Source organism: Streptomyces sp. NBC_00258 (genome assembly GCF_036182465.1).
Classification (GTDB): Bacteria; Actinomycetota; Actinomycetes; order Streptomycetales; family Streptomycetaceae; genus Streptomyces.
In genome coordinates this window covers 1,924,971-1,941,391 of sequence record NZ_CP108081.1, presented here as the reverse complement: position 1 = coordinate 1,941,391, position 16,421 = coordinate 1,924,971, and the positions used below count along the sequence as shown (strand labels likewise).

The window sequence follows — 16,421 nt, the reverse complement described above, 5'->3', positions numbered from 1 at the left end:
GCCGCACACCCGTTCAAGTGAGCGCCGGATCGAGGACGTACGGCGAAGGGGGTGTCCGGAACTCCGTCCCGGCGGCGTTCAGAGGCGGGGTATCGGGAGGGCGTACACCTTGTTGAAGTGCTGGGCGATCAACGGCCCTTCGCTGCCGCAGGCGAGCTGCCAGTCGTTGATGCCGGTGTCCCGGCCGTCGGTGAAGTTCCAGAGCAGCTCGCCCTTTTGGGCGTCGAGCGCGTAGAAGCCGTCCCTGTTGCGGGCAGCCGTGACGAACACCGAGCCGCCGCCCGCGACGAGGGCGTTGCCCAGATCGAGCCGAGGGGTCCGGCGGAACCAGCGCCGGGTGCCGTCGGCGGCGTCGAACGCCTGGACGCCGTGCGGGTTCCTGGTGGTGCAGTACACCGTGCCGGCCGTGGCGGCGACGGAGGCGAATCCGCCCTTCTCCTCCTTGACCCGCCAGCGCACCGCACCGGACTCCAGGTCCACGGCGATGAGTTCGCTGTCGACGGCGAAGACGGTTCCGCCGAGCACCACCGGGGCCGACCGGGCGTCCGAGTCGGAGTTCATGGGCCGGCGCCACACCACGTTCCCACGGCTCGCGGTGCCACGGGCCGTGAGCCGGTGCAGTCCGTCCATGTAGACGAAGCGGCTGGATGCCATGACGGGCTTCAGATCGAGGCCGATGTCCTCCTCGCTGATGGAGATGACATTGGCCCGGCGCTCTCGGAGATCCGTGTTGAGGACGACGTTCGTGGAGGTGGCCGACCCCTGCGACCCGTCCGGGCGGCTGAACCGCAGACCCGAGATGGTGACCCTCTGGTCGCTGAACCCGCCGAGCAGCGTGTCGAACCGGAAGTCCTCGCCGAAGTCCAGGGAGAACCGCTCGACGCCCGTCGCCGGGTCTACGCCCAGCACGGTCGCGCCGGTGCCGAGAGCGACGACGTCGCCCGAGACGAGGAGTGGCGGGGTGGGTGACTGGCTGACGCCCCGGTAGGTCCACCGGGGGCGGGTGCCGTCGGCGAGGCCGAGGCAGAACAACGCGCCCGACTGCGACTTCAGCAGGGCCGTGTCCTTGTAGAAGGTCGCCGGTGCCTTGACGAGCGCGTCACCCTGGTAGACCCACAGCGGCTTCGGCGCCGGACCCGCCGGTTTCGGAGCCGACTCGGACCCTTCCTTCGGCTCATCGAGCAGTGCGGCGACGCCGGAACCAAGGCCGACGGCGCCGAGCGCGGCGGCCGCGAGGACCGTACGGCGGGAGGGACGGGGCCGGGCCCGTCGCCGCGAGCGGTGAGTGACGGGGTCGGGCGACTTCTCGGGCGGCGGGCTGGGCGTCGGTGCTTTGGGGAAGACGACACGGCTGGGGCTCGGGCGCTCGGTGACGAGCTGCTGAACGGCCACGCGCGGGTCGGTACGGACACCGGCGGCGACGGTGCTGCCGGTGCCGGCGCAGGCGGCCTCCCGCTCGACGACGTCCGCACCCGAACCGGGGCCGAGGTCCAGGTCCATGAGGTCGGCGGCCTGTTGGCTGATCGAGGCGGCCATGGGTTCCGGCAGCCAGCCCTCCCAGTCCAGTGCGTCGGTACCCCCCGGCGCGCACGCCGCCGACACTCGGTCCGGAGTGGGCCGGGCCGTCGGGGACTTGTCGAGACAGAGCTCGATGATCGTGTCCAGCGGGTCCGGAACACCCGTCAGATCCGGCGTGCCGTGCACCACTTGGTACAGCAGGGTGGCCGCCGACGAGCCGTCGAAGGGCGCGTTCCCGGTGGCGGCGAAGGCGAGGACCGAGCCGAGACAGAACACGTCCCCCTCCGGGCCCATCGGGTCGCCCGTGGCGTGCTCGGGGCACATGTACCGCGGGGAGCCGAGCAGCACACCGGACAGGGTGAGTTCGTAGCCGTCGGTGGCGCGGACGATCCCGAAGTCGATGACCCGCGGGCCCTCGGCGGAGAGCAGCACGTTGGACGGTTTGAGATCGCGGTGCACCAGCCCCGCGGAGTGCACGGCGATCAGTGCCTCGGCGAGTCCCGCCCCGAGGGCCAGCACCGACTTCGGCGGCAGCGGCCCGTGTTCCTCGACCGCGTCGGCCAGCGTCGGACCGAGGATGTGCGCGGTGGCGAGCCAGGGGACGGGGCCGTCCGGGTCGGCGTCCACGACGGTGGCCGTGTATCTGCCGCTCACCGCCCGTGCCGCGTCCACCTCGCGGCGGAAACGGATCCGGAAGTCCCTGTTCGCGGCCAGCTCCGGCCTGATGACCTTGACGGCCACGGTCCGCTGCTGATCGTCCCGGGCGAGGAAGACCTCCCCCATCCCGCCGGCGCCGAGCCGCGCGACAGGACGGTACGGTCCCAAGTGCTCCGGATCCGTGGGACGAAGTGGCTCCATTGCCCTCAGCTCGCCTGTTCATCGTCGAATGGACTTGGGGCGAGAGTAGGTGCTGGAGGGACAGTTGGTGTACGCAACCGGGCAACCTATGGCCATTACTTGACGTTTCAGATAGAAACCGCCCGGACGGTCTTCCGGACGGTCGGGACGGATGCGTACGAGAGCGTCAAGCCCGTCCGCGGGCCTGCTGGGAGCGCCGTGACAGCGAGTCGATGAGGACCGCGGCGAAGAGCACCCCGCCCGTGATGATGAACTGGACGGCCGTGGGGGTGTCCGTGATCGCCATGCCCGAGGCGATCGACTGGATGATCAGCATGCCGAGCACCGCGGACCAGGTGGTGCCGCGTCCGCCGAACAGGCTGGTCCCGCCGATGACGGCCGCCGCGATGGCGTTGACCAGCAGGACGCCCGAACCCGAACCCTGGCTCACCGACGTGATGCGCGAGGCCAGGAACAGGCCGCCGATCGCGGCCATGGTGCCCGAGACCGCGAGCACCGCGGTCTGCACCCGCGTCACACTCAGGCTGGCGCGCCGGGCCGCCTCCATGCTGCCGCCCAGCGCGTAGACCTGACGACCGTAGTGCGTGCGGCGGAGAACGATGTCGAGGCCGGCCACCACCACGAGGAAGATCAGGAGCGCGAGCGGCAGCCCCTGGAATCGGTTGAGCAGATACGCGGCGGCGAACGCGACCACCGCGAGCACTCCCGTGCGCACCGCGATTCCCCGGAGCGAGCGGTGCGGCATACCGACGGCCTTGCGCCGCCGCATGTCCTGGTAGGACACGAGGAAGACCACACATGCGGCGACCGCCGCCAGACCGTAGGCCGCGGCGTCGTTGGTGAAGTAGTAGCTGGTCAGCTTGGCGACAAGACCGTTCTCGTCGAGGTTGACCGTGCCGCTGGTCCCGAGGATGTAGAGCATGAGGCCGTTCCAGGTGAGCAGCCCGGCCAGGGTGACGACGAACGCCGGCACCCGGGTCCTGGCCACGGAGAAGCCCTGGACGGTTCCCGCCAGGGTTCCCGCGAGCACCGCGATGACGACGGCGAGCCATTCCGGCACGCCGTGGTTGACGTTCAGCACGGCGAAGGCCGCCGCCGCGAGACCACTGATCGAGCCGACCGACAGATCGAGTTCACCGAGCAGCAGTACGAAGACGATGCCGACCGCGATCAGACCCGTACCGACGATGTCCACGCTGAGGTTCGACAGGTTCCGTGGGGACAGGAAGTTCGAGTTGAGCGACTGGAAGACGATCCAGACCGCGGCGAGGACGAGGACGACGGGGAGCGAGCCCAGTTCGCCGGCGCGCACTTTGCGCCGGAAGACGGCGATCCCCTTCTCCGCGACACGGGGCAACGGCCGCCCGCGCCGCGGCCGACCGGCCCCGGAGCCGGGTGAAGCGGGCTCGGACCGTGTGCCGTCCGCCGTGTTGCGCATCCCTTTCACCACCCTGCCTCCTGGGAGGCCGTCCGGCGGGGCACGTTCTCCGTGGCGCCGGTGATCGAGGAGATGATCTGTTCCTGGGACGCGGTGTTCACGTCGAAGAAGCCGTTGTTGCGGCCCAGCCGCAGGACGGCCGCCCGGTCCGCGAGAGCCTTGATGTCACCCATGTTGTGGCTGATGAGCAGGACGCCCAGACCACGGTCACGCAGCTGGTCGACGAGGTCCAGGACCTCGCTGGTCTGCTCGAATCCCAGTGCCGCGGTCGGTTCGTCCAGGAGCAGGACCCGCGGGTCGCCGAGCAGTGAACGAGCGATGGCGACCGTCTGCCGCTGACCGCTGGACAGCGAGACGACGGGGGCGCGCAGATCGGGGATGCCTCGGGTCAGGCGGTCCAGCAGGCTTCTGGTGCGGCGCTCCATCTCCACCTCGTCGAGGAACCCGAGCCTGCGGATCTCCTGCCCGAGGAACAGATTGCCGACGACGTCGAGGTTTCCGCACAGCGCGAGGTCCTGGTAGACGGCGGCGATGCCGAGGTCCCGGGCGTCGTGGGGACGCCTGATGTGGACCGCCCGGCCCTCCCACTCGATGGAGCCCCTGTCCGCGGGGGAGACCCCGGAGATCACCTTGACCAGGGTGGACTTGCCCGCCCCGTTGTCGCCCAGCAGAGCGACGACCTGTCCGGCGTGGATCTCCAGCTCGATGTCGTCGAGGACCTCGATGACGCCGTAGCGCTTGCATACGCCGTGCAGTGCCAGCAAGGGGGGACTCGGCACGGAAACCATCTCCTTCCCGGGGGTGGGCCGGACCTGGTCGGAACCTGCTCGTCAGGTGAGTCCGGCCTTGTCACAGGCGGCCCCGAGTTGGGGGGTGCAGATCTGCTCGACCGTGTAGACGCCGTCCTTCACCAAGGTGTCCTCGATGGTGTCGACGGTCACGGACACGGGGGTGAGCAGCACAGCCGGAACGGTGTGCCCGCCGATGGGCGTCACCTCGCCCTTCGCGACCCGGTCGAGGCTCTCGTCGCGGGCCGCGGCCACGGCCATCGCGGCGCCGGCGGAAGCCTCGGGTCCGAAGGGCTTGTAGACGGTCATGTACTGATCGCCGCCGACGATGCGTCGCACGGCTCCGAGTTCGGCGTCCTGCCCGGTGACCGGGGGCAGCGGGGTGACCTTGTTCGACTTGAGGGCGGAGATACAGCCGGCGGCGAGGCCGTCGTTGGCGGCGTAGACCCCGTCGATGTTCTCGACGCCCAGGGCGGCGATCGCGGCGGACATGTTCATGTGCGCGGTCTCCGTCCTCCACTGGAGGGTGTCGTACGCCTCGCCGATCTTCACCCGCCCCTGAAGCACGGACAGCGCGCCCTTCTTGAACGACACCGCGTTGGGGTCACTGGGATCGCCGTTCATCATGACGATCTGGTCGTCGGGCGCCCTGTCGCCCATCGCTGTGAGCAGTGCCCTGCCCTGGAGCCTGCCCACCTCCTCGCCGTCGAAGGAGACATAGCCCGCGATCGGGCCCTCGGCGAGGCGGTCGTAGGCGATGACCGGGACGCCCGCCTCGTCCGCCTTCCTGACCGCGGGGCGGAGCGATCTGGCGTCCACGGCCACCAGGACGATGGCGTCGACCCCCTTGGTGAGCATCGAGTCCACCTGTTCCTGCTGGATGGCCACATCGCCCTTGGCGTTGGCGTTCTCGACCGTGCAGTCGTCGCACAGCTCCGTGATCCTCTCCTGGAGCAAGAGGCGGTCCTGCGTCTCCCAGCGGGCAGTGGTGGAGTCCGGCAGCAGTACGCCGATCATCGGCGTGTTCCCGGTGTGGGAGTTGTCCTCGGTGTCCTGTCCGCAGGCCTCAAGGGCAACGGCCGTCGAGATCGCGGTCAAGGCGATGGCCGCGCCCCGGATGCAGGCCTTCATGTGAAAGACCTCCCTTGTCCTTCACCTCGCGTGACGAGGGGCGCTCACGGTTGCCGGCGCCCGGCCCCTCCGACGGTCAGGGGCCCGGATGCGTCGCGGCCTCAAGGGCTGGCGTGTGATCGGCGTGGCAAGGCGAACACGTCTTAACTGTGGCACCGGCCGTGGTGATCTGCGAACGCAGCGGCTCGGCTCCGGCCGACGTTCGCAGCGGTCCGGCTCCGGCCTTCGACAACGGGCGCAGGGCACTGCGCGACGGACCTGCCACTCACGGCGATCAACCAGATCTGTCGGCTTCGCCCCGATATGCGATTCTGGTACATGGGCGCCCGGTCTCAACCCAGCGGCACCTGCCGCATGGACGGGAGGTAGGTCGCGGACATGCATCATGACGGCCGCGCCCTGGCCGGAGTCTCGGAACCGCGGGAGTCCGGGGTCGGCGCCGACGACAACGGTTCACGGTCACCTGTGCCGGAGGCCGCCGAGAGCGACAGGCCCCTGACGTTCGCCGGAGTGGCGTTGGCAGCGGTCTATGTGCCCGATGCCGGGAACGGCGAACTCCGGTTGGTGGAAACGGCCGGACGTGCCATGTCCGAGTACCTGCCGCCGGAGCGTGTGCCCCTGTCCGGTGACGCACCGGCGGCGCACGCCTTCCGCACCGACCGGCCGCTGTGGCTGGATCCGGCGGAACTCGCCCCCCGCTCAGGGGGCGGGCACACCGAAGGCCGGCACACCGAGGGCGGGCCGACGCCACCGCACACCCAGGCGCCGCCGACAGAGGCACCGCTCGCCGCCCTGCCGCTCGGGACGGAGGGCAGGCGGCTGGGCTGTCTCGTCGTCGTGGGAGAGTCCGCGGTCGGCTTCGAGACCGAGCAGCGGCGCTTCCTGGAGCGGTACGCCGACGTGATCGCCCGCATGCTCCGGACCGAGGCCGATCACCCCGAGCCGTCGTCGCTGCTGAGCCCCGCCCTGCGGAGTCTGGGCGTCGGCTCGTTCGTCCTGATGCCGGAGACCGGTCTGATCGAGGCGGACGAGGCGCTGCTGGACCTGGTCGGCATCACCCCCGACGACTTCGACGGCAAGGTGGACACCCTGCTCGCGCACGCCCTACCGGAGGACATGCACGCGCTCATCTCGGTACTGGAGCCGTCCACGCAGGCGTTCGGCCGCCGGGAGCTGGAGTTCCGTATCCGTCGCCCCACCGGTGGAATGCGCTGGCTGAGCCTGACCTGCCGGGTGGTCGCGAGCACCGACGACCGTCCGGAACAGGTGCTGGGCGTGGTCACGGCGACCTCGGTCCTGCGGCAGAGCGCCGACGACGTGTCCAGGATCCAGTGGCTGACGGCCGCACTCGACGACGCGACGACGGTCCGTGACGTCGGCCGGGTGGTGGTCACCGCCCTGCGCGAGCCGCTGGGCGCCGACCGGGTGGCGCTCGCCGAGCTGCGGGACGACCGGCTCATGGTCACCGTTCTGGACCCGCCCCAGCCCGCCGCCTGGCCGGAGACATGGCGTTCCGAGTGGCGTTCGGAGTGGCCCGACGCACCGGTCAGCGCCCTGCCCACGCTTCAGATGGCGCTGCGGGACGGACGGATGAACCTGTGGTCCGCCGGCACGGCCCTCGAACCCGGACTCTCGGGTATCGGTGCCGGAGGTCTGGCCGTGCTGCCGCTTCCAGCCAAGGGCCGGGTCGCCGGCGTGTGCCTGGTCGGCTGGGACGAGCCCCACGACTTCGTCCCCGAGGAGCGGTCCCTGTTCACCGCCACCGCGGCGCTGGTCGGCCAGGCCCTCAACCGCGCGCACGCGCACGACGCCGAGCAGGAGCTCGCGACGATGCTGCAGCGCAGTCTGCTGCCCCGGCGCCTCCCTGAGCTGCCCGGGGGGACGGCTGTCGCCCGCTACCTGCCCGCCAGACGGGGCTTGCAGGTGGGCGGTGACTGGTACGACGTCATCGCCCTCTCCGAGGACCGGGTGGCGCTGGTCATCGGCGACGTCCAGGGACACAGTGCCGGGGCCGCGACGATCATGGGCCAGATGCGTACCGCCGTCAGGGCCTACGCGGTCGAGGGCCACCCGCCCGACGTGGTGGTCTCACGCGCCAACCGGCTCCTCGTCGGTATGGAGACCGACCTGTTCGCCACCTGCTGCTACGTCGAACTGGATCTGGAGGAGGGCAACACCCTGTTCGTCCGGGCCGGCCACCTCTCACCGCTGATACGCCATCCCGACGGCAGGGCCGAGGAGGTGCAGGTCGAGGGCGGGCTCCCGCTGGGCATCCTCGCGGAGGCGGAATTCCCCATGACCGCCGTCGCGTTGACCCCCGGCACGGTGCTCGCCCTGGTCACCGACGGATTGGTCGAGGCCGCCGACCTGCCCCTGGACGAAGGCATGCGGCGGACATGCGACGCCCTCGCCGCCGCCGATCCCTCGGATCCCGGGCGGATGGCCGACGAACTGCTCGGCGGTGTCGACCGCCGCGAGGACGACGTGGCGCTGTTGCTGCTGCGCTACGACGGGATGAGAACCCGGCCGATCCGGGCCGGCTGGGCGGTCTGGCGGCTGCCCGACGCCGTCATGCACGCCCGCCGTTTCACCGCGCGCACGCTGCGCAAGTGGGCCGTCGAGGACGTGGCCGACTCGGTGCTGCTGGTCGTGTCCGAACTGGTCACCAACGCCCTGGTGCACACCCAGGGGCCGGTACGCGTCGATCTGATGCTCCGCGGGGACCGGCTCCGGGTCTGCGTGACCGACTCCTCGCCGCGTGCGCCCGCCAAGCCGGTGACCGTGGACTGGGAGTCGACGGGCGGTCGGGGTCTGCTCCTGGTCGAGGCGATGTCCGAGTCCTTCGGCTCGATGCCGGTGGCCGACGGCAAGCAGGTGTGGAGCGAGATTGTCGTGCCGCGGCGCGAGCCGGCTCCCGCGGACCCGGAACCCGGGACGGAACAAGGGGCTGTGCCATGAGAACCCGTACGCGGCAGGTCGTGGCGGCGCTCGTCGCCGGGCTCATGACGATGTCCCTGGCCTCCTGTGGAGGAGACGAAGCGGCGGACACGGACGGCTTCACCGTCGGTCTGCTGCTGCCGAGCCGGGCGGTGCCCCGCTGGGAGCACTCCGACAAGCCCTTCATCGAGCGGCGCCTCAAGGAGCTGTGTGCCCGCTGCACCATGGAGTACGGCAACGCCGAGAACGACGCGGCGAGGCAGCGGCAACAGATGATGTCCATGATCACCAAGGGGGTCGAGGTCCTGATCCTCGACGCCGCCGACACCAAGGCGCTCCGCTCCTCGATCCAGGAGGCCCGCAAGGCGGATGTGCCGGTCGTCGCCTACGACCGGCTTGCCGAGGGCCCGGTCTCGGGCTACGTCACGGTCGACGGCGAGGAGGTCGGCAGGCTCCAGGGCGAGGCCCTCCTGAAGGCCATGGACGACAGGGCGAACGGCAAGAACGTCGTCATGCTGAACGGCGATCCGACCAGCCCCAACGCGGCGTGGTACAAGCGGGGCGCCCTGTCCGTCATCACGGGCAAGGTGACGATCAGCAGGTCGTACGACACCTTGGGCTGGAGCAAGGACAACGCCCACACCAACATGTCCGCCGCCATCGGGGGCCTCGGCCCCGACCGGATCGACGGCGTCCTGGCGGTCAACGACTCCATCGCCGCGGGCGCCATCGCCGCCTTCAAGAGCGCCGGTGTCGGGAAGCTTCCTCCCATCACCGGCCAGGACGCCGACATCGAGGCCGTGCGGCGCATCATCAGGGGCGAGCAGTACATGACGGTGTACAAGCCCTTCGAGGCCGAGGCCGACGCGGCCGCCACCATGGCCGTCGCCCTGGCGCGCGGCGAGGATCTCGACGACATCGCCACCACGACGACCGACAGCCCCACCACCGAGGGCATCCCGTCCGTCCTGCTCACTCCGCGCGCGGTGACGGTCGACAACATCAAGCAGACACTCGTCAAGGGCGGCGTCTACACCGTCGACCAGATCTGCACCCAGGAACTCCGTCGCGCCTGCGGAAAGGCCGGGCTGACCCGGTAGGGGAACGGGGAACGGGGGGAGCATCGGAGGGCGTGGGAGGAGGGGCCAAGGGATCCGATCCCTTTACCGGAACACCCCGGCCGCGGTCAGCGAACGGGGTCCCGGAACAGCCCGGCTCCGGTCAGCGAACGGGACGCCGCCTGGCGCGCCGGGACCAGACGACGGCGGCAACGATCACATCGGCTGCCAGAAGCATGATGCCGATGACCAGCAAGTAGCCCAGGCCGTCCGCCGCCACGCCGATGATCCCCAGGACGACAGCGGCGAGGACGATCAGCAGGAAGAGCACCATCGCCCGCGCACCTCCCTTCGAGTCCCTTCGAGCAGGCTGCAGTATCAGCGGACCGCCGGTCTCAGCGGCGCGCGAGTTGCCGCTCGCCGTTGGCCCCCGGCTTGTAGGCGATGCCGTAGTAGTGGAAGATCTCTTCCTCCTGCTCGGCGGGCAGAATGTCGTCCGTGCCGATCGAGGGGGCCTTTTTCACCAGGCTCTTGGCATAGGAGACCTTGAGGTAGCCCGGCCCGAGGGTCGTCTCGTCGAGGGGGACGAAGACCAGCCGCTGCCGGGTGGGCAGTCCGGTCCGGACGGTGGCCACGGCCGGTTCGTCGGTGGCGGTGTCCACGTAGACCGCTTCGAGGGCGCCGATCCTGTGCCCCTTCGGATCGACGACGTCCTGGTTGCGCCATTCTCGGATATCGGCTGCCTGGATCATGCCGTTTCCCCTCTGAGCGAGGCGCTCGCCGACGTCGGCTGCTCCACGGAAGATCACGGCCGCGCATCGGCCGAGGCAACGACTCCGGCGTGAACACGCCGGAGTCGCCCTTCCGGGCGGTTGCACGTGAGAGTGCACCACCCGCAACGATTTTACTACGGTCTGTGCGGGTCGAACATTCGTGAGTGCAGCATCGAATGCATCGTGCTCGCGCTGTGCGCCAGAGGAGGAAACCGGCGATCGAGGGCCGGGGCGGCAGCCGTCCATGGCAGAAAGTACCTGCAGGTGTCGCACGGTATCCGCAGGCTTTGGGCAGGACTACGCTGCCGGGTGAGGCCCCAGTCCCCGGCAGCGATGTCCAGTTCCGGTCCTGGGAGGCCCACCGTGCACCAGGTGACCACTCACCGCGAAGTGGAGCGGCTGGTGACGGCTGTCGATCTGGCGAGGGATGCGGCTCTGCTGGCCGAGGTTGTCGAACTGCGCGCCAGGAACGAGCAGTTGGGCCGGGCGCTGGTGACCCGTGCGGTCATCGACCAGGCCCGCGGCATGGTGATGGCGTTGGCGCCGTGTTCCAGCGAGAGGGCCTGGGACCTGCTCGTGGGTGTGTCGCAGCACTGCAACATCAAGCTCCGGGACGTGGCCGCGGCCCTGGTGGCCACGACGGACGACGAGACGCTCCCGGTAGAGATACGGCGGGAGCTCAGCCGGGCGCTGCGGCGCCTGCACGCGGCGGACCGGGGGTGACGGCGTGCGCCCGACGGATGGCACCGGGAGCTGTGAACTCAACTCTCCGGTGCCTTCGTCCCGGCCGGCCGTCGGACGCCTCTGCTGAGTAGCCCTGCCGACGAGTCCCAAACACCCCCACGGTTCCTGCTCCGTTCGGCTACTCGGGCCGTTGGGTCCGGTCGTTGTGGGCGAGGCCGTCCGGATGCGCCGACGTACGTTCGCCGAGGGGAAGAACCAGTACCTGAAAGGCTGTTGGGCCGGGCATCCGGTGGATCTGTCCTGCTTCCTGCCAGCCCCAGGCCGTAAAGGCCGCACGGACCGAGCGGTCGGCCTGCTCCACCAAGGTGACGCCGAGCGAAGCCTCGTGGTCACCGAGCAGGCGTTCCTGCAGCCTGCGGGCGAGCCCGTGGGAGTGCTGGTGGGGGTGCACGACGGTATCGAGGATCGCGAAGACATGTCCGGACGCGGTGAGTTGTTCCAGGTTCTGCGGCAGCGGACCGTGGAACCCCTGCCACCAGGAGCCGTCGCGCGACACCGGGACTCCGAAGGCACACCCCGTCAGGGACCGGGCCTCGGCGACCAGCATGTCGAATCCCGGCAGCTGTACGTCGTCCGCCAGGCGGAGCAGGAACTTCTGCCGGTCGTGGAACTCCTCACCGGGCGAGGCGGCGGACGACTCCACGTACAGATCGGCGAGGTCCTCCCGCAGTCCCTCGGCCTGCCAGCGGTTCAGCCGGCGCAGCCGCACCGTGTCCAGCGTGGACGGCTCGGAAACTTCGGGGTCGTGTGGTTGGGGCGGGGTGCGCATGGGCGCCTCGGTTCCAGACACTGGGAGACGTGTGGGACAGGCATCGTTGCCAACTGGCAGTGCACCGCCGGGGTCTGGGACGCGTACTCACGAGCATAGCCCGGGATCGGCCCTGGACCGGGGCCCGTTGGGAGTTTGAGAGCGGGCTGCCAGGGAACACGTTGGACGTGCTTCAGACCGGAGGCACGCCCGTGGGAGCAGCTGTCGCTGCTCCCCAGTGTGCTGCGGTCCGACGGCTCCCACGGTGAGCGATGCCACCGACCAGGGAGACACGTGCCCATGCCGAACGCACCCACGCAGAACCGGCCGGCCAGACGTGTCTACGACGACGCCCCGGACACCGACGCCGCGTTCCGCCGTATCGCGGCTTTACCGAAGGGCCCGGAGAGGTCGGCGCTGCAGCAGGAAGTGGTGTGCGCCTGGGCGCCGATGGCCGTGCGGCTCGCCCGGCGCTTCCGTCATCGCGGCGAGTCCTTCGAGGACCTCGAGCAGGTCGCCCAACTGGGCCTGGTCAAGGCGGTGTCCCGCTTCGAGCCGACCCTCGGCACCGCCTTTCCGAGCTTCGCCATACCGACGATCCTCGGAGAGGTGAAGCGGCATTTCCGCGACGACCTGTGGATTGTGCATGTGCCGAGGCGCGTACAGGAGCTTCGCAGCCGGGTCCGCTCCGCCGGCAACGAGTGCGCTTCGCTCAACGGTCACGAACCCTCGGTCCACGAGATCGCGGCTCACACCGGCCTCACGGAGGCGGAGGTACGACTGGGTCAGGGAGCCCTGGAGGCATACACCGCCCTGTCCATGGACGCCCTGCCGGGCCACTCCGCGGACAGCTACCCCTTGACCGACACCCTCGGAGGCATGGAGCCCGGCTTCGACCGGGTCGTCGACCGCGAGGCGCTCCGGCCGCTCCTGCAGGCACTGCCCGAACGAGAGCGGCAGATCCTCTACATGAGGTTCTTCTGCGAGATGACCCAGCAGCGCATCGCCCTGCAACTCGGCCTCTCCCAGATGCATGTATCCCGTCTGATCACCCGCATCTGCGCAGGCCTGCGCGAGCAGGTGTGGGCCGAGACCCACGATCTGAGGAGGGCGTCATGACGATGCTTCGGGTGCATGGGCGACGCCGGGGTGCGGGCCCGGATGGTCAGGCGTCCAGACCGACGAGGGGCTCGGAGCCGTTGATGAACGCCCGCGCCACATCGACCAGACGCCGGTTGTGGGAGCGGGCGTAGCCGCGCAGTGCGGAGAAGGCCTGCTCCATGTCGATGTTCTGGCGTTCGGCGAGTTTCCCCTTGGCCTGCTCGATCAGCACCCGGCTGTTCAACGCCGTCTGGAGTTGTTCGTTGAGGACGGTGCTGCGGTGGGTGGTGCGCTGCTGCAGGAGGCTGATGGTGGCGACGTCGGCCAGGGCCTGGGCGATGAGGGTGGCGGCGGGGTCGAAGGGGCCGGGGGTGGCGCGGAACAGGTTCAGCGCGCCTACGACCTCGTCCCGCAGACGCATGGGCAGGGCCTGGACGGCGCCGAATCCGCTGCGGTGGGCCGCCGTGACGAAGCGCGGCCAGCGGTCGACCTCCCGGGTCAGGTCGGGGACGATCACCGGTTGCCCGGTGCGGAAGCACTCCAGGCAGGGTCCCTCGTCGTTCTGGAGCTGGAAGAGTTCCAGCAGGCGTACCTGTTCGTCGGAGGCGGCCATCACGCGCAGTTTGCCGTCCCGGTCCGCGAGGAGCACCCCGGCGGCGCCGGCGCCGAGCATGCCGACGCAGCGGTCGGTGAGCAGACGGAGGAAGTCGATGAGGTCGAAGTCGGCGACCAGGTTGTCCGCCAGCTCGACGAAGGTCTTGGCCAGGAGCTGCTGATTCATCGTGACACCCTTGATTGAGACTAGTCCCGCCGGGAGGGGGCGGGAAGTGCGGCACGTTCGTCGGTCGGCACCGGTGCGTCAGGTTTCCTCGTCGGTCCGGTCGGGTTCCGCGTCGAGGGAGAAGCGGAGCCGGTGGGCCACCACGTCGGCGGCCACGTCGGCGAGCCGGAGCCCTTGCACATAGGCGTGGGCGCGGAGCCGGATGAATGCTTCCTCGATGCCGACGCCGAGTTGGACGGTGAGGATGCCGCTTGCCTGGTCGATCTCCGCCCGGTAGGCGCCCAGGTCCTCGAAGCCCCGGACTTCCGGTGCACCGTCGACCGGTGCGCCCGCCTCGACGATCTGCGTGTCGAGCAGGAGCAGTGTCGCGAGATCGGCGAACGCCAGCGCGTCGGCCAGTTCCTCGGCGTCGAGGACGGTCGGCACGTCGGCGTACAGGTCCAGAACTCCCGGGATGATCGCTCCCATCTGCAGGGGGAGCGCGAAGACCGCGCGTGCTCCGGCTTCCAGAGCCGCATCGGCGAACACGGCCCAGTGCTCCTGGAGTTCACCGGTGAGCAGATCGGGCGTCAAGACGGCGCAACCCCGTACGAAGGCGTCCACGCACGGTCCCTCGCCCAGCGTGAGCTGGAGCTCTTCCAGCTGTGCGCTGATGTCGTCCGTGCTGCACAGCGGATGGCTCGCCGCGGTCCGGGACATCGCCGACAGCCCGGCCCCGCCGACCGGCAGCGCAGCCACGGCCGCGGCGCACACGTCCACCACACCGGCCCGGGCGCCGCGCCGGGCCGCCTGCTCGGCGACCAGCACCTGTATCCGGGTGGACCGGCTGTCGGGCCTCACCCCGGCCACCGCGTCCAGGGATCGTCGGCAAGGCCTTCCAGTTTCGCCGCGGCGCGTTCGCCGAGGGGAAGGACCAGGACCCGGTGCACCGTGGCGCTCGTGGACTTCCAGACCACTCCCGCGTCCAGCCACCCCCAGGAGTGGAGTGCGCTGAGCGTGAGGTGATCGGCCCGGTCCACCAAGGTGGTGCCGAGCGACGCCCGGTGATCGGTCAGCAGTCGCTCCTGCAGCCGGCGTGCCACGTCCTGGTCCCGTGGATGCGGACGGACCAGGGTGTCGACGATCGCGAATACGCTGCCGGACTCGGCGACTTGCTCGATGCCGCGCGGCAGAGCTCCGTCGAATCCCGGCCACCAGAAGCCTTCGCCGCGCACCGGGAATCCGAAGGCGCATCCCACCAGGCCGTCCGTCTCCGCGATCACCATGGCGAACCCCGGCCGACGGATGTCGGATGCTAGACGGTTCAGGAAACTCTGACGGTCGGTCCGGTCGGTCCGGTCGGTCCGGTCGGTCCGGCGGTACGGATCACGGGGTGACGTCTTGCGGGAGGCCACGTAGAGATCCGCCAGCTCCCCGCCCAGGCTCTGCGCCAGCCTGCGATTCGCCCGACGCAACCGCACCGCGTTCGTGGCGGACCACTCGCCGCCTCGGAGGTTCGCGCCCACCCGTCCACTGCCCGGGACCGCGCGGGGATCAGCTGAGGGCATGGGACGGGTCGGATTCGAAGGTCCGCAGCAGGCGTGGTTTCTGCACAGTGGTCAGAACGCCCATGGTTCTCACACTCCTCACGTCGATGCTGCCTCCCGGACCCGAGCGGTCCGGGAGACACACGGCACGGGAAGACCCCGGCCTGCTGTCCGTGGTGCGGCGGCCGGGGTCCTGGGCTGCGGATGGTGCGACTGGCTGAGTACTGAGACTCCTGCCGAAGCCGTCAGCCGTCAGCCGGGAGAACGGGAAGCTACGACGGTCCGGTCGGCCGGGGTGACACCGGCAGCGGCGAGAACATGCCCGGCCGAGGCGGCATTGTCGTCCCGTACGGCCATGGCCATCGCGGCGCGGGCAGGTGCGGGGGCAGCCTGCGGAGGTATCACCAGGAACAGGAAATGGTCCTGGGAGCCCCGGGTGACGATCATCGTCCTGTCCCCGACGGCGGACCAGTCGATACGGACCGTATGCCCCGCGACGACCAGATGGCCCGGGGTCTCGTCCCAGTCGTTGCTGTCGAGGCCGACTCGGGAGATGTTGCCGAGCCGGGCCGTCAGTGCGATGACCAGGCCGGACAGTTGGCTTCCGATGTCGCGGGACCTCGGCCACCACGCGCCGTCGAACGTCCCCGTGCGCTTGGAGGTCGTCTCCAACCGCAGCACCGCGGTGCCGGGAAGCACCGGCTCACTGCTGGTGTCCGCCAGGAGCTGGACGGGGAGCATGATGACTCACTTCCCTTGTGTGCGGGCCCAGGCCCAGGACCGGAGTCGCCCACGGCCACCGTCGCCCTGGGCTCGGCGATCACCGGTTGCGCTCGTTGCGGCGGGACCGGGAACCTGCGGCGGGGCCGATGGCCCGGGTCCCCGGACAGCCGGCAGGGAGCGGCTGAAGCGGAAGGCCGCGATGCGCTCGTCGTGCTGGTTGTTGAGCCGGTGGATCAGGAACGCGCCCAGAGCCACCATCGCCAGGATCACCACTACGGTCAGGAAGGTCTCCATGGC

16 protein-coding genes are annotated in these 16,421 nt (G+C 70.0%); 4 read left to right on the top strand and 12 right to left on the bottom strand.

Annotated elements, in window-relative coordinates; genetic code table 11:
* Positions 1 to 78: 78 nt before the first annotated feature.
* From OG718_RS09045 to OG718_RS09030, 4 genes are all read right to left on the bottom strand, one after another.
* On the bottom strand, positions 79 to 2,343 hold the full coding sequence (locus OG718_RS09045; protein ID WP_328843850.1) for a protein kinase domain-containing protein: 2,265 nt from the start codon (positions 2,341 to 2,343) through the stop codon (positions 79 to 81).
* 199 nt (positions 2,344 to 2,542) lie between these two features.
* A complete protein-coding gene (locus tag OG718_RS09040) occupies positions 2,543 to 3,814 on the bottom strand; it encodes a sugar ABC transporter permease (protein WP_328843849.1) in 1,272 nt (423 codons plus the stop codon).
* A gap of 5 nt (positions 3,815 to 3,819) precedes the next feature.
* Entirely contained in the window at positions 3,820 to 4,602 is a 783-nt protein-coding gene (locus OG718_RS09035; protein WP_143641273.1) for an ATP-binding cassette domain-containing protein, read from the bottom strand.
* Positions 4,603 to 4,644: 42 nt separating this feature from the next.
* Complete coding sequence (locus tag OG718_RS09030) at positions 4,645 to 5,733, bottom strand: sugar ABC transporter substrate-binding protein (protein ID WP_328843848.1); 1,089 nt, start codon at positions 5,731 to 5,733, stop codon at positions 4,645 to 4,647.
* A gap of 378 nt (positions 5,734 to 6,111) precedes the next feature.
* Here OG718_RS09030 and OG718_RS09025 point away from each other — a divergent pair, with 378 nt between their 5' ends.
* Together OG718_RS09025 and OG718_RS09020 are read left to right on the top strand one after the other, a co-directional pair.
* On the top strand, positions 6,112 to 8,691 hold the full coding sequence (locus tag OG718_RS09025; protein ID WP_143641275.1) for a SpoIIE family protein phosphatase: 2,580 nt from the start codon (positions 6,112 to 6,114) through the stop codon (positions 8,689 to 8,691).
* Positions 8,688 to 9,770 (top strand): sugar ABC transporter substrate-binding protein, encoded by a 1,083-nt coding sequence (locus OG718_RS09020; protein WP_328843847.1) that lies wholly within the window; start codon positions 8,688 to 8,690, stop codon positions 9,768 to 9,770. Before OG718_RS09025 ends, OG718_RS09020 begins: the two co-directional genes overlap by 4 nt.
* A gap of 121 nt (positions 9,771 to 9,891) precedes the next feature.
* On the opposite strand, the gene OG718_RS09015 is transcribed toward OG718_RS09020, so the two are convergent.
* Both OG718_RS09015 and OG718_RS09010 read right to left on the bottom strand, forming a co-directional pair.
* A complete protein-coding gene (locus tag OG718_RS09015) occupies positions 9,892 to 10,062 on the bottom strand; it encodes a hypothetical protein (protein WP_186001343.1) in 171 nt (56 codons plus the stop codon).
* Between the two features lie 61 nt (positions 10,063 to 10,123).
* Positions 10,124 to 10,480 (bottom strand): PRC-barrel domain-containing protein, encoded by a 357-nt coding sequence (locus OG718_RS09010; protein WP_143641277.1) that lies wholly within the window; start codon positions 10,478 to 10,480, stop codon positions 10,124 to 10,126.
* 393 nt (positions 10,481 to 10,873) lie between these two features.
* Here OG718_RS09010 and OG718_RS09005 point away from each other — a divergent pair, with 393 nt between their 5' ends.
* Entirely contained in the window at positions 10,874 to 11,224 is a 351-nt protein-coding gene (locus OG718_RS09005; protein WP_328843845.1) for an ANTAR domain-containing protein, read from the top strand.
* A 139-nt stretch (positions 11,225 to 11,363) separates the two neighbouring features.
* On the opposite strand, the gene OG718_RS09000 is transcribed toward OG718_RS09005, so the two are convergent.
* Entirely contained in the window at positions 11,364 to 12,014 is a 651-nt protein-coding gene (locus tag OG718_RS09000) for a hypothetical protein (protein ID WP_328843844.1), read from the bottom strand.
* Between the two features lie 279 nt (positions 12,015 to 12,293).
* Between OG718_RS09000 and OG718_RS08995 the strand changes: the two genes are divergently transcribed.
* Positions 12,294 to 13,112: a SigB/SigF/SigG family RNA polymerase sigma factor gene (locus OG718_RS08995; RefSeq protein ID WP_143641279.1), complete on the top strand. Its 819-nt coding sequence runs from the start codon at positions 12,294 to 12,296 to the stop codon at positions 13,110 to 13,112.
* A gap of 46 nt (positions 13,113 to 13,158) precedes the next feature.
* Here OG718_RS08995 and OG718_RS08990 read toward each other — a convergent pair whose 3' ends face one another.
* From OG718_RS08990 to OG718_RS08970, 5 genes are all read right to left on the bottom strand, one after another.
* The gene (locus tag OG718_RS08990; RefSeq protein WP_143641280.1) at positions 13,159 to 13,875 is read right to left on the bottom strand and encodes a GAF and ANTAR domain-containing protein; all 717 of its coding nucleotides are present in this window, start codon (positions 13,873 to 13,875) and stop codon (positions 13,159 to 13,161) included.
* A 78-nt stretch (positions 13,876 to 13,953) separates the two neighbouring features.
* Positions 13,954 to 14,715, bottom strand: coding sequence for an ANTAR domain-containing protein (locus tag OG718_RS08985; protein WP_143641281.1), 762 nt, complete (start codon positions 14,713 to 14,715; stop codon positions 13,954 to 13,956).
* Complete coding sequence (locus tag OG718_RS08980; RefSeq protein WP_328843843.1) at positions 14,712 to 15,380, bottom strand: hypothetical protein; 669 nt, start codon at positions 15,378 to 15,380, stop codon at positions 14,712 to 14,714. The genes OG718_RS08985 and OG718_RS08980 overlap by 4 nt, the downstream gene beginning before the upstream one ends.
* Before the next feature lie 273 nt (positions 15,381 to 15,653).
* Positions 15,654 to 16,142, bottom strand: coding sequence for a DUF5994 family protein (locus OG718_RS08975; protein WP_143641282.1), 489 nt, complete (start codon positions 16,140 to 16,142; stop codon positions 15,654 to 15,656).
* Between the two features lie 6 nt (positions 16,143 to 16,148).
* Positions 16,149 to 16,418 carry a hypothetical protein gene (locus OG718_RS08970; protein ID WP_143641283.1) on the bottom strand — a complete coding sequence of 90 codons (270 nt, stop codon included), beginning with the start codon at positions 16,416 to 16,418 and terminating at the stop codon, positions 16,149 to 16,151.
* Between the last annotated feature and the right edge of the window lie 3 nt (positions 16,419 to 16,421).